The 12,990-nt window shown below is 57.4% G+C and carries 10 protein-coding genes; 2 read left to right on the plus strand and 8 right to left on the minus strand.

The features are described 5' to 3' along the window. The first annotated feature begins 89 nt into the window (after positions 1–89). Positions 90–1,229 (plus strand): acyltransferase family protein, encoded by a 1,140-nt coding sequence (locus PGR91_RS02675; RefSeq protein ID WP_118655718.1) that lies wholly within the window; start codon positions 90–92, stop codon positions 1,227–1,229. 12 nt (positions 1,230–1,241) lie between these two features. Here PGR91_RS02675 and PGR91_RS02680 read toward each other — a convergent pair whose 3' ends face one another. The 6 genes from PGR91_RS02680 to PGR91_RS02705 are packed head-to-tail and all read right to left on the minus strand — an operon-like array spanning position 1,242 to position 8,198. Further along, the gene (locus tag PGR91_RS02680) at positions 1,242–2,537 is read right to left on the minus strand and encodes an ABC transporter permease (protein ID WP_118655588.1); all 1,296 of its coding nucleotides are present in this window, start codon (positions 2,535–2,537) and stop codon (positions 1,242–1,244) included. Continuing rightward, positions 2,521–3,699, minus strand: a complete 1,179-nt coding sequence (locus tag PGR91_RS02685) for an ABC transporter permease (RefSeq protein WP_118655590.1) — start codon at positions 3,697–3,699, stop codon at positions 2,521–2,523. Before PGR91_RS02685 ends, PGR91_RS02680 begins: the two co-directional genes overlap by 17 nt. 7 nt (positions 3,700–3,706) lie before the next feature. After that, the gene (locus PGR91_RS02690; protein ID WP_101573687.1) at positions 3,707–4,699 is read right to left on the minus strand and encodes an HlyD family secretion protein; all 993 of its coding nucleotides are present in this window, start codon (positions 4,697–4,699) and stop codon (positions 3,707–3,709) included. A 10-nt stretch (positions 4,700–4,709) separates the two neighbouring features. Further along, entirely contained in the window at positions 4,710–6,185 is a 1,476-nt protein-coding gene (locus PGR91_RS02695) for a TolC family protein (protein WP_118458098.1), read from the minus strand. Between the two features lie 10 nt (positions 6,186–6,195). Next, complete coding sequence (locus PGR91_RS02700) at positions 6,196–7,485, minus strand: metal-dependent hydrolase family protein (protein WP_101573639.1); 1,290 nt, start codon at positions 7,483–7,485, stop codon at positions 6,196–6,198. Positions 7,486–7,523: 38 nt separating this feature from the next. Further along, positions 7,524–8,198, minus strand: a complete 675-nt coding sequence (locus tag PGR91_RS02705; RefSeq protein WP_055202951.1) for a MarC family protein — start codon at positions 8,196–8,198, stop codon at positions 7,524–7,526. Between the two features lie 359 nt (positions 8,199–8,557). Here PGR91_RS02705 and PGR91_RS02710 point away from each other — a divergent pair, with 359 nt between their 5' ends. Next, positions 8,558–8,800 carry a hypothetical protein gene (locus PGR91_RS02710; protein WP_118655592.1) on the plus strand — a complete coding sequence of 81 codons (243 nt, stop codon included), beginning with the start codon at positions 8,558–8,560 and terminating at the stop codon, positions 8,798–8,800. 322 nt (positions 8,801–9,122) lie between these two features. On the opposite strand, the gene PGR91_RS02715 is transcribed toward PGR91_RS02710, so the two are convergent. Together PGR91_RS02715 and PGR91_RS02720 are read right to left on the minus strand one after the other, a co-directional pair. Next, entirely contained in the window at positions 9,123–10,985 is a 1,863-nt protein-coding gene (locus PGR91_RS02715) for an SLC13 family permease (protein ID WP_055202955.1), read from the minus strand. A gap of 102 nt (positions 10,986–11,087) precedes the next feature. After that, entirely contained in the window at positions 11,088–12,944 is a 1,857-nt protein-coding gene (locus tag PGR91_RS02720; protein WP_118655594.1) for a glycoside hydrolase family 2 protein, read from the minus strand. Positions 12,945–12,990: the final 46 nt, after the last annotated feature.

The following is a 12,990-nucleotide window of genomic DNA, read 5'->3' on the forward strand; positions in this document are numbered from 1 at the left end:
CGTGCGGCCGGAAGGCAAACGGATGCGAAAACCGGAAAGCATCGAGATTTACAAAAGAAATAAATACGAAATCCGAATACAATTCATTCATGTCGAAAACACCGATATCTTCCGCGGCTTTCGGAGACACGAAACCGCATTACATGATCCTCGACGGATTGCGCGGCGTGGCCGCCATTATGGTCGTATGGTTTCATATATTCGAAGCCTATGCGACGAGTCATTTGGATCAAAAGATCAACCACGGTTATCTGGCCGTCGATTTCTTCTTTATTCTGTCCGGTTTTGTCATTGGATATGCTTACGACGACCGCTGGAAAACGATGACCGTGAAGGATTTCATCAAACGCAGGGTCATACGCCTTCACCCGATGGTCGTCATGGGGGCTGTGATTGGGGCGGTCATGTTTTATTTCCAGGGATGTCCGGTGTGGGACGTTACGAAGGTGACGGTCGCGGCCCTGTTGCTGGCCACGTTCGTCAATGCGCTGTTGATCCCGGCTACGCCCGGCACCGAAATTCGGGGCCTGGGGGAGATGTATCCGCTGAACGGGCCGAGCTGGTCGCTGTTTTTCGAATATATCGGCAATATTTTGTATGCTTTGATTATCCGTAAATTTTCTACGAAGGCCCTTGCGGTATTGGTCGTCGCGGCCGGATGCGGCCTGGCCGCTTTTAGCATCTTCGGGCCTTACGGCGATATTTGCGCCGGGTTTTCGTTGACCGGGACGGAGTTTACGGGAGGATTTTTTCGTTTGCTGTACGCTTTCTCCGCCGGGTTGCTTCTGTCCCGCGTTTTCAAGCCGGCCCGTGTCAGGGGGGCCTTTTGGAAGTGCAGCCTGCTCGTGATTATTCTGCTGGCCGTTCCGCGCCTGGGCGGAGCCGATCGCCTGTGGATGAACGGTTTGTACGATACGGTTTGTTTCGCCCTGTTTTTCCCGCTGATCGTTTACTGGGGAGCCTCCGGCAAAATTACCGACCGATATACGAACCGGGTTTGTAAGTTCCTGGGAGATATATCCTATCCTTTGTATATGGTGCATTATCCGTTTATTTACCTTTATTACGGATGGGTCAAGAACGAAGAGCTTACGTTCGGCGAGTCGCTGCCCGGAGCCCTGGCCGTAGTCGTCGGAAGCATCCTGCTGGCATATATTTGTTTGAAATTGTACGATGAGCCTGTCCGTAGGTATTTGGCCAACCGTTTTTTGAAGTCGAAGAAACGGTAAACCGTCCGAATTTTATTCGACCGTATTTTCGACGGACGCCGGTTCCGCGATGCCTTTTGCCGGAGCCGGCGTAGGGACGTCGTTCCGAGAAGCAGCGCGCGCGCCGGCCGGCCGGTTGCGTATCGCTTTGCGGATGTTGTACCGGAACGCCAGGCAGGCCGAAATGAAATACACGATGCACTGAATCCACAGCGTCACGTATTCGCGTTCGATATCGGCCATACCCGCTCCCATGGAGTTCAGTTTGATGAACGCCAGAACGCCGGGGGAGGCCGGAATCACGAAATGGGCGGCCTGCCAGTACCACGGCATCAGTTCCAGCGGGTACGACATGCCGGACAGAAAGATCAGGCCGACCGAGAAGAAGGTAATCATCAGGATCGGACTCTCGGAGTCTGCAAAGAAAAGCGATCCGGTCAGCCCGAAAAAACAGGTCGCCAGCAAGAACGGGATCAGCAGCATGACGATATCCCGGCGGTTCCCGATATCGGGAATGCTGTATATCTCCGGCAGCAGGCCGATTAAAAAGTAGGCGAATACGGCGTAGAGGATGCAGTATGTAAAGGTCTTGCTCAGCACGACGCCGGCCATCCGGCCGAAGCCGAGTCCGTGCCGCGAATAGTACAGGATGGAACCGGTGTAGCGCTCCTTACCCGAGATCATTCCGATGACCATCATCAGGGTCTGGAAGAGGATGACGATCAGTACGGCCGGGATCAGGTAGCTGCCGTAACCTTCGGTCGGGTTGTAGAGCGGCGTTCCGACGATGTCGATCGACTGGGTCTGCGACATCGCGTAGAGGGCTGCGGGCGGCACGAATACGACCATGTCGGGACGGTGCCTGGCGTCCAGCTCTTCCATCGCGCCTGCGGCCGCTTCTTCGACGGAGGCGAAGTTCAGGAATGCGCTGGTGTTGCCGTAGGCCAGGAAAACGGCCTGTTCGCCGCGCCCTACCCTGCCTTCGAAGTCTTCCGGAATGAAGATGATTCCGACGACCCGGTTCGTCTCCATCATGATTTTCGCACCCGGCATGTCCGGCGCGTAGCTGTATATTTCGACCTGCGGAGAGGCGTTCAGCAGGCGCGCGTACTCCCGGCTCAACGGGGTTCCCGAGCGGTCGACGACGGCGACCGGCGCGTTGCGGATCAGGTTGGGCGCATACATGTAGTTGTAAAGCAGGCCGTAAATAAATATCCCTCCGATCATGACCAGCAGGATCGAATAGCTCGTCGCTATGGTTCTGAACTCCCTGGCCACATAGGTCGCGACGGTCGTCAGGCCCGCTTTGATTTTATTCGATGTTTTCATATTTACGGCTCAATATGGCTCTTTTCAGGTGCGGCAGCATCAGCAGCGCCGCCAGCATGAAGACGAACAGGCAGCTCGCGTTCTGCCATGTATAGGCGAACCCGTAATCCCCGTACAGGATATTCTGGTTGATTTCGACGAAATGCCTGACGGGAAACAGGAACGACAGGTAGTAGATGGGGGCGTACATGTACGGTACCGGGAACGTTACTCCGGACAGGGTCGCGCCGAGCGATCCGACCATCGAGGCTATGCTGATGATGATGCTCAGCGCCGGGAAAAGCGAGAATATGAAGACGCCGAACGCCTGCGTCGCCACGATGAACAGGGCGGTCGCCAGATTGACGGGCAGAAAACCCGTGCCCAACGGGAGGCCCGCGATGCCGAACATGACGAAGTTGCCCAGTATGCCCATCGCGATAAAGATCGCCGTGTAGGGCAGCAGTTTGCCCGTGACGGCGGTGAAGATATTCGCATCCGCCGTTTCGAGCCAGTCGGCGGCCGTTTTGAATTTTATTTCGCTGCCCAGAACGTACATGGTCACCAGTAGGATGACGATCTGGAACAAAACGAAGAAAAAAGGGTTCGTCAGGTAGATCGAGTAGTCCAGCGACGGATTGAAAAGCGGATGGGCCTGCAGGTTGACGGGCAGGATAAAGCTTTCGATCCGGCGTTCCGACGCGCCCTGCCCGATTCCCGCCGCGGCGACCGGCGCGACGGATAGGTTCGCCAGTACCGTTTCGAAGGCGCTGTGGAGTTCGATCCCCACGCTCAGCAAGGCGAAATGGTAGTAATAGGGCAGCGCGACGTTTCGACCTCCCAGCAGATCCGATTCGAAGTTGTGCGGGATCACTACGTAGGCGTATATCTCCTTTTTTTGCACGGCGTCGCGCGCCGCCTTGGCGTCTGCGTAGCGGGCCGTTACGCGGGAAGTCGGAACTGTCGCGATGGTACGCGAAATTTGCCGCGAGGTGGCTGTCTGGTCGAGGTCGACGATACCGATCGGGATGTTTTCCATTTGTCCGCTGCCGAAGATCGTGGTCATAAACAAGATGCAGAACAGGGGCAGCGCGATGCAGACCCCGAAGTAAAGCCTTCGGGATACCATCCGGTCCAACTCGCGTCGGACGACCCGGTAAAATGCTCCCTGAGTGCGGTCCATCGTGCGGCTACTGTGCGTTGAGGTTTACCAGAACCGACATTCCGGGCCGGAGATCCGTCAGCGGCGCGGTCGGCCGGGCTTTGATCTCGAACGTCCTCATGTCGTAGCTGCCGACCTGTTTGGTCGATTTCCAGGTCGAATAGCTGCCCAGCGGGCTGATGTAGTATATCTCGAATTCGATCCCTTTCCGGGCCAGCGCGGGCACGTCTCCCTTGAATTTTCCTTTCATCCGGAAATGCGGCATCAGGTCTTCCCGTACGTTCAGCACCACGTGGGCGTCTTCGAGGACGACCAGCGACATGATGGGCGTGCCGGGGCCGACGAGTTCGCCCCGCTTGGGGTAGATCACGGCGATCTGGCCGGATTCGGGGGCCGTGAGCCGGGCGTCCTGTAGCAGCGCGGCCACTTCCTGCACCGTGCTCCGGGCGGCGTCGACCATAGACTGGGAACTCTCCCGATCCTGCTTGCGGGCGCCGTCCAGAGCCATCTGGTATTGCTGGAAGGCGGCGCGTTCGCCGGCCAAGGCCGCTTTGTAGATCGCTTCCGTTTCGTCTTTCCGCTGGGAAGTGACCACGCTGTCCCGGTAGAGGGACGAAATGCGGTTGTAGGTGGTCGTCGCCAGTTCGAGGTCGGATTTACTTTTCATCCAGAGCTGGTAGGCCGATTCGACGATCTGCTTGCGGGTGCCTTCTTCGATTTTCTGATTTTCGTAGACCGCCGCGTTCTTGATCGCATCGACCTGGTCGTATTTCGCCACGATTTCCGGACTGTTGATTACCACCAGGGTATCCCCTTTGAGGACGTCCTGTCCCTCTTCGACCAGGAACTTGTCGATGCGTCCGGGGAGTTTGCCGGAGATCCGGATCTCCGTAGCTTCCGCCTGCCCTTGCAGGATCTCGGGTTTGTTCTTCAGCGACAGAATGCCGACCGTGGATACGATCACGACGACGATTAAAACGACGACGAAGGCGATCGCTATGTATTTTTTACTCTTGTTCATCATGATATGGTTAATTGTTTATCGTTCCGTTTACAGCGTCGGTTCGCCGGTCCGTCAGGGACGTTTCGTCTTTTCCGTTCCGGCTGTACTGATCGAACGACTCCGGTATCCCGCAGACGGCCAACAGGTTGATGAGCCCCGTGTCGAACTGGTAGTAGGCCATCAGGATCGCGACCCTCACTTTCGACAGCAGCAGTTCCGCGTCGATGACTTCGGTGGGGGTGGCCATGCCTTCCTGGAAAGACTTGTGCCGGGCCCGGACGATCTCCCGGCTCATCTCGACGGTAGTTTGCAGGGCGGTAACGTTGTCCAGCGCGGTTTGCGTCTGGTTGTAGAATTTATCGACCGCCAGTGTCAGGTCGTCGGCGGCTTTCTCTTTCTCGACGGTCAGAATGCGGTGGTTGATCTTCGCCTGGCGGATTTGCTTTTCGCGACCCAGGCCGTCGAAAAGGTTCCAGGTAAACCCCACCCCGATCAGCGACCGGGGCACCAGGTTTTTCCGGATGCCGGACGAATAGAGGGTCTGTTTTCCGAACAGTTCGATCGCGGGCATGTAGGCCGAGTTCGCTATTTTTATCTGGTTTTGCTGGATATCCTGCTGGATGCCCAGGCCCTGGACGATGTAGTTGTCCCGACCTACCAGGCTTTTGAAATAGTCGAGCGCAGGCAGGGATTCGTTGATGAACAGCGGCGAAACCGGCAGGATGTTTTCGTCCGTTTCGATCTGGACGAGCGTTTTGAACGCGTTCTGCGCTACGCTCAGATCCTTTACCGCCGTTTCCAGTTCGCGTTTGGCTTCATCCCTGTTTACCTGGAAAAGCAGGCGTTCGGTTTTGGTCAGCATACCGGTGGCCTCGAGCTTCAGGGCATTTTGGAAATGCTGTTCGAGGGCGTCGTAGGTCTGCTGGCGGACTTCGACGATTTTTTGTCCCAGCCGCACGCCGAAATAAGTTTCGACCAGCAGTACTTGTTGATCGGCGCTTACTTGCTTCCGGTTCACCTCGGCTGCGCCGACCATGGATTTCCCGATTCTGCCGGCGTAGATGCGCTTGCCGCCCGTAAAGATCGGAAGCGCGACTGTCGCGTCGATCGTAGAGACGTTCCGGGGGGCCAGCGGGACGCTGAACGAGTGGCTGCCGAGGTTGTTCAGCAGCGAAGTGATGATCTGTTCGCCGGGGTCGATCGAGTGGATGAAATCCTTGACCGGATCGGTGAACGCCGACAGCGATTCCTTGACTTCGATGTCGTTCGCCATGTGCACGTAGGCTCCGCTGGCCGAAATTCTCGGATACCAGAAAGAGTTCAGCCGCTGGCGTTCGCTTTTGGCCCAGTCCAGTCCCTGCTCGGCGATCCGGATGCTCTTGTTGTCCCGGTTCACCATTTCGACGGCCTGCTCGAAGCTGACCGGAAGACCCGGTTCCTGAGCGGATGCGCCGAAAAGGGGAAAAACGAGTAGGATGGCGTATAGTACAGGTTGTCTGATCATATATCGAGTTTTAACGGTTGCCGGATGCCGGGCCGTCTTGTAGTTTGTTTTTATAGACGACGCCGTTTTTGATGATGACGCTGAAGTTGTTCCCGGGATCTCCGAGCAGGTCGACGTTCTGTAGAGGATTTCCTTCGACCAGCAGCAGGTCGGCCAGCGCGCCCTCTTCGACGACGCCGAGTTTGCCCGGATACGGGTTTCGGGCTCCGGACATCGCCAGCAGGCGGGCGTTGTCGGAAGTGACCATTTTCAGGATTTCGAAGTTGGAAAACCATTTTTGTAATTTTACGATCCCGTGATTCTGGTTTTTCGTATGGGCCGGATTGAACAGCAGATCCGTTCCCCAGGCCAGTTTCACATTGTACTTTTTGGCGAGTTCGTATGCGCGGTCCGTCCCGTTGCAGATCTGCAGGTGTTTGGCTTGTTGAACGGGCGAAGGATACGTATTGTCTTCGACGGTGAAGGCCTGCATACTGAGCCAAGCGCCGCTGTCGGCCAGCAGTTTCATCGTAGGTTCGTCGATCAGGTGGCCGTGCTCGATGCTTCTGACCCCGGCTTTGATGGCCCTCGCTATGCCCCGGGGATTGTAAACGTGCACCATTACGTACGTGCCCCAGTCTTCGGCCGCCCTCACCGCCGCGCGGATCTCCTCTTCGAAAAATTCGGTTACGTCCAGCGGATCGTAGAGCGATGCCGCGCCGCCGCCGGTCATCAGTTTGATCTGAGAGGCTCCTTGCCTCAGGTTTTCGCGCGTCGCCGCCGTGACGGCATCGGGACCGTCGACAATGCGCGAGGCCCCGATCTCCTCGACGTGGGCCATTTCGCAGCCGCAGCCCGTATGACCGTGTTCGTAGATCATCCGGAAGTCGCCGTGTCCCGACGTCTGGGAGATCATGGCGCCGCTGGGATAGATTCTCGGGCCCTGCAGGACGCCGGTGTCGATGGCCCGTTTGAGTCCGAAAACGGGGCCTCCCGCATCCCGGATGGTCGTGAAACCCCGTAGCAGGGTCGCCCCGGCCTCCTGTCCTGCCGTCAGGTGCGAAAAGGAGACGTCTTCGGTCAGCAGTCCCATCATCGTGTTGCAGCACAGGTAGGCGTGCCAGTGCGCGTCGATCAGCCCGGGCATCAGAAACCGTCCTTTTCCGTCCAGCACGATGGTGTCGCCGCCCGGGTCGACCGGGACGGACTCCTGCGTTATTTTTTCGATCAGGCCGTTCTTGACCAGAACATTTCCTCGGACGGTGGCCTCGTTCGTTCCGTCGAAGATCTCGACGTTGTTTATCAGGATGCTCGAATTCATGGTTTTTATGTTTAAGCGTTTGTTGTTTTCCGGTTGGTTTACGACAGGCTGAGGTGGAATATTTTCTCGACGCCTTCCGCGATGATCTGGATGCCGACGCAGAACGTGAAGAATGCGACCATTTTATTGATTATCATCGTGCCCGTGACCCCTACTTTCTTCGTGATTTTCTGTCCCTGCGACAGGATGACGTACAGGATCAGACACATCAGGAAGATGACGAACGCGATGACCGCATAGTTTATGATGATCTTTCCCAGGCCGTCCTTGATATTGACCGACGCCATCAGGGTGAAAATGACGGATATGCTGCCGGGTCCGATGCTGATCGGAAAGGTGATCGGGTAAAATACCCGGGATTCCAGGTTGCGTACGCTGATCGGGTCGACGGGCTTGTCCGGCGCGCTGCCTGTCGAAGCATCCGAATCGCCGAGCCATTGCAGGGCCGTTTTACAGATCAAAAGACCTCCTCCCAGTTGAACGATAGGCAGCGACAGTCCGAACAGGGACAGTACGAAGTGCCCGATCGCCAGGCTGCCGATCCCGATCAGCAGGTAGTTGACGGCAATCCTCCGGACGATGGATCTTCTCTCCGAACGGTCCAGTCCCGACAAGAACCCGTTGATGATGAATCCGGTGCCCACGGGATTCGCCACCGGAAACAACGCCATGAACGAGGAGATGAACATGAAGACGAAGCTTTCTTTTAACATCTTGATATGCCGTGTTTTATTGTGTTTGACGATCGTGTCCGCCCGGTTGGCTGCAAAGTTTTTCCGGGCGTCGAGCCATTTTACATTCCGATGCCGGCAGGCGGTTCCGGGCCGCGTTCGGAACGGCGCGGCCCGGAGCGCCTGCTATTTCGTTTGTTATCCGTTATCAATAACTATTCCAAAATCCGGTCGATACGGCGGTCGGTTGTCCGGTCGTCCGTGTTTCCCGGCTGTCGCTGAGCGCCGATCTGTCGCGGCAGTTTTTTTCGCTCAGGCAATACTCCGGCGATACGGTTTACCACCGCGTTAACAATTTCGTTTTTGCAACCGAGGAGGAGATCGGAACCGGCAGCATCGATGTGGAGCAGGAGCGCGAGGTTGCCGGAATCGGCATTATGCTGCGTCCGAAGGATAATGTTCCGTTTGCCGCCGCTATCGATACGATGAGCGCGCTGATGGGTTCCATCGCCGAAAGCCTCGACCTGTATACCGTCGAACCTTCCAATTCGACGAAGACGGTGCTGATTCCGCTGCGCTTTGCGCCGGACCGCATGAGCGCTTATAATTCCGTAGAGGTGTTTCCGTCTGGCGATGCGCCTTAAATCGTGATCCGCATGATTCTCGACAACGGGGAGGAAAAGACTTTATACGTCGCGACTGTCCGGGCCGCTGACTGCCGGCAATATGTTGACGCTGCACGTGAATATCGGCGGGATCCTGTCGCCGCCCTTCCGCGGCAACGGATTCGAAGTCGACAAATGGCACGAAAGCGGCGAAACGATCGCTATGGGGCCGATCTAACGGGCTGTCGCCCGGCGGCGCGAAACGGGCCGACCGGATTTATGCGGAATCGTGCTTTTTTGTCAGAGTGGAAAATCGAACGACCGTCCCGGTAAAAGGGACGGTCGCTTTTTATGATTTCGGTCAGAACGGGAACAGCAGCGGGAGTATTAGGATCATTATGATCCCCATAATGACCTGCAACGGTAGGCCGACTTTGATGTAATCTTTGAACGCATATTGTCCGGCCTGCATGACCAGCGCATTGGGCGGCGTAGAGAACGGCGAGGCGAAACACATGCTCGCTCCCACCGCGACCGCGAACAGGAACGGATAGGGGCTCGCCCCGATCTCTACGGCGGCGTGGAGAGCGACCGGCGCGAGCAGCACGGCCGTGGCCGTGTTGCTGATGAACATCGTCATCAACGAGGTGGTGAAATAGACGCCTGCGAGCAGAACGACCGGTCCGTAGCTGCCCAGTCCTTGGGCGAGCTGTCGCGAGAGCAGCTCCGACGCTCCCGTTTTTTCCAGCGCGACGGACATCGGCAGCATCGCCGCGATCAGTACGATGCTTTCCCAGTTGATCGTTTTGTAAGCGGCTTCCACGTTGCGCAGGCAGCCGGTCAGCACCATCAGCACGGCGGCGATCATCACGGCCGTGACCGGGGCGATCGGGATGAAGTCGAACATCATGCAGGCGATCATCAGCACCATGATCGCCGCGGCTAGCGGCGCTTTGTAATCCAGCGTTACCCGGGACGCTTCGGCCAGCGGCTGCCCCAGGACGACCCATTCCGACGGTTCGCCGTCCAGACGCGAAATGTCGTGCCACGCGCCCTGTACGAGCAGGATATCCCCGGAGTGCATTTTCGTGTCTTTCAGGCCGGAGAGCAGGTATTCGTTCTTGCGGCGGATGCCCAGTACGTTGACGTCGTACTGTTCGCGCAATCCGGATTCGCCGACCGGCGTATTGACCAGCCGGGAGGTCGGCGGCAGCAGGATCTCGGCGATCCCGATGTCGTAGAAATCGAGCGTGCCTGGTTTGCCTTCGGTGCGTTGTTCGGTCGTATGGGTGTCCATCAGTTCGAGCCGGCAGTCGGCGGCGAATCGTTGCACGTTTTCAAAAAGCCCCATCAAGTAGAGGATATCCCCGTCGCGGAGCGTCGTATCGGGGTCGGCCAACTGCTGGCTGACCGATTTCAGGAAATGCGATTGGGGCGATTGGATTCGGCGGATTTCGACCAGGTTGAGGTCGTATTGCTGTTGGATGCCCAGTTCCCGCACCGTTTGTCCTCCGGCCGGAGAGCCGGCGGATACCCTGACCCGGAACAGGCTGTCGGCGAGTTGGTATTCGCGGACCAGTTCGCCGAGCGATTTTCCGGTCTGCCGTTGCTGTTTTTTCTCTTTTTTCGGACCGAGGAACCATCGGCTCAGCGGGATCAGCACGATGATTCCGGTCAGGATACATACCAGGCCGACCGGAGTGAACGAAAAGAAGGTCAGCGGCTGGTAGCCCGCGTCGGTCAGTACGTTCTGGATAACGAGGTTCGGGGCGGTCCCGATCAGCGTCAGCATACCGCCCATGCTGCTTGCGAATGCCAGCGGCATCAGTACGCGGCTGACGTTCATGTTCGCATTGGCTGCGAGACTCACCACGATCGGGAGCATCAGCGCGACGGTTCCCGTATTGCTTATAAAGGCGCCGATGGCCGCAGTGACCAGCATGACAAGGATGAACAGTTTCAGTTCGCTGTTGCCGGCCAATCCCAGGATGCGGCTGCTGACCATTTTGGCCAGTCCGGTCTGGAAAATCGCGCCGCCTACGACGAACAGCCCGATCATCATGATGACGATCGGGTTGGCGAATCCGGCCAGCGCCTCTTCGGGGGTCAGTATTTGGAAAACGAGCAGGCCCAGCAGCGCGCACAGCGCCACCAGGTCGGAACGTACCCGGCCGTTCATAAAAAAGACGGCCGACAGTACCAGGATTGCGAGCGTGATATACATAATTTCAGTTGTTTCATGCAGGATGACTCCCGACGTGAAGGAACGGAATCCACCGTTCAACTACCATGCCGCTGCCGTTTTACCGCAGGATGGAATTGCTTGTCATTTTGCCGTTTTCGGAATTTCCAACGGCAGGGTTTGTTCGAGGATGCGCTCTCCGTCCGGCGCCAGTGGCGTATTGTCTTTATGTGCGACGTGGACGGTCAGCGTATATTTGCCCGGTTTGACGCCGTCGAGCGGAATATCCACCAGGGCGGTTTCCCCGGCCGGGATGTCGGCTTTGCAGACGCCTTCCTTGACGATTCGTTTCGTGCCGGCGACGATCGTATAGCCGACCCGGAAGTTTTTCAGGTCGGCGATCGTACAGCCGTTGCGGATCTCCACTTTGCCCGGAGCCGTTCCGGCCGCGATCGCGGTCGCGCCCAGCGGCGACTGTTTTTCGTTGAAAGACTCGGGCGAAGCGAAAAAGACCGTGTAACGGTCGTCCGACGCGTTGCGTCCGCCGGGTTTGCCGACCACCAGGTCGCTGTTCCACTCCGCGCCGGCTCCTTCGTAAATCACCGGGCGTTTCTTTTCGACCGCTTTCAGCCGGCGGTAGGCTTCGTACATGTTGTAGCCGCGCCCTCCCTGTTCGCCGAGCGAGAACAGCAGCACCGACGGATGGTTCTGCGATGTGTAGTACATATTCATTACGCGGTCGGCATAGGCGTTTTCCCACAGCGGATCGTTGGCCGGCGTGCCGCCCGTTTCGAGCGAGCTGCCGCTCAGACGGGCGTCGATGTTCGCCCGGTTGCAGATATACAGGCCGTAGCTGTCGGCCAGTTCGTAAAACCGGTCGTTTTGCGGGTAATTTTTGACCCGGACGCAGTTGATGCCCCTCTTTTTGAATGCGGCGAAGTCCCTGCGCCAGGCATTCGCATCGGGGGGACAATCGTAATCGACGGCGCGGAGCTCGACCGGACGTCCGTTGATCTTCAGCCCTTTTTCGTCGAACGAAACGTCGCGGAATCCGAGTTTTACCTTCGTATATTCGGTAAAGCGGCCTTCGTGCTGCAATTTCAGTGCGACGGTATAGAGCTTCGGACTTTCGTGGCTCCACGACTGGATGTCCGGTAGGTTGGCGAAAAAGCGGACGGTGTCTTCGGCCCGCAGGTGGAAACGGGCGTCCCGCTTGCCGTGCGCGATCACCGTGCTGTCGTCCGGCGCGATCAGTTCGTAATAAACGATCACCTCTTTGGGATTCAGCAGGTGCGATTTTACGATCGCCCCGAAACTGAACAGTCCGTTGCCGTCCGTTGCGAAACGGGTGTCGGCCACGAAGTCGCGGATGCGGACTTTGGGCTGCGCGATGACCGAGACGTCGCCTTCGATGCAGGTGCCCGGCGTTTTGATCTGATTCTCAAGCGTTGTCGAAACCGGATGGGCGTAGGCGATCACGGCCAGCGTGTTTTTCCCGTCCGCGACGTAAGGCGTAATATCGAAATAGGCCGGCGTTTTCGAATCCGCGTGATAACCGGCCAGATGCCCGTTCGCATAGACGTAATAAGCGCGGCTGACGGCGTCGAGCCGGACGAATATTTCACGGTCGATCCATTTGAAAGGCATCGTGAACTCGGTACGGTAGACGGCCGCCCATGCTCCGTTGCCCTCTTTTTCGGGAATCGTGACGCTTTCCCATGCCGAAACGTCCGCCGCCGGCGCGGTGAGCGTCGTGTCTATTTCCGTTTCCGAACGATAGGTTTTTACCTGCCATTTTCCGTTCAGCCGCTGCATGTAGAGCGATTCCTTATCGTTTTCGGTCAGCGCCAGTTCGCGGCTGTTGTAACTGCCGATTTGAATGCCCGGCATTTCGCTGCGGGAAGAGGTGCGGGTCGGGTCCTGCAGTTCGGTTTGCGCCTGCAGTCCGCCGGCGCGAAGCAGGCACAGCAGCGAGAAGGAGATAATGAGGCTGTATTTCATAATATTTCCGGATAAAATCAAGATCGAGATGCAGCCACCCCGACAT

It is taken from the genome of Candidatus Alistipes pullistercoris, assembly GCF_027665465.1.
GTDB lineage: Bacteria > Bacteroidota > Bacteroidia > Bacteroidales > Rikenellaceae > Alistipes_A > Alistipes_A hominis.

Excerpts from the sequence above, each read along its gene's own strand:
- PGR91_RS02675 (WP_118655718.1), top strand. The coding sequence starts at position 90 with ATGTCGAAAACACCGATATCTTCCGCGGCTTTCGGAGACACGAAACCG.
- PGR91_RS02680 (WP_118655588.1), bottom strand. The coding sequence starts at position 2,537 with ATGAAAACATCGAATAAAATCAAAGCGGGCCTGACGACCGTCGCGACC.
- PGR91_RS02685 (WP_118655590.1), bottom strand. The coding sequence starts at position 3,699 with ATGGACCGCACTCAGGGAGCATTTTACCGGGTCGTCCGACGCGAGTTG.
- PGR91_RS02690 (WP_101573687.1), bottom strand. The coding sequence starts at position 4,699 with ATGAACAAGAGTAAAAAATACATAGCGATCGCCTTCGTCGTCGTTTTA.
- PGR91_RS02695 (WP_118458098.1), bottom strand. The coding sequence starts at position 6,185 with ATGATCAGACAACCTGTACTATACGCCATCCTACTCGTTTTTCCCCTT.
- PGR91_RS02700 (WP_101573639.1), bottom strand. The coding sequence starts at position 7,485 with ATGAATTCGAGCATCCTGATAAACAACGTCGAGATCTTCGACGGAACG.
- PGR91_RS02705 (WP_055202951.1), bottom strand. The coding sequence starts at position 8,198 with ATGTTAAAAGAAAGCTTCGTCTTCATGTTCATCTCCTCGTTCATGGCG.
- PGR91_RS02715 (WP_055202955.1), bottom strand. The coding sequence starts at position 10,985 with ATGTATATCACGCTCGCAATCCTGGTACTGTCGGCCGTCTTTTTTATG.
- PGR91_RS02720 (WP_118655594.1), bottom strand. The coding sequence starts at position 12,944 with ATGAAATACAGCCTCATTATCTCCTTCTCGCTGCTGTGCCTGCTTCGC.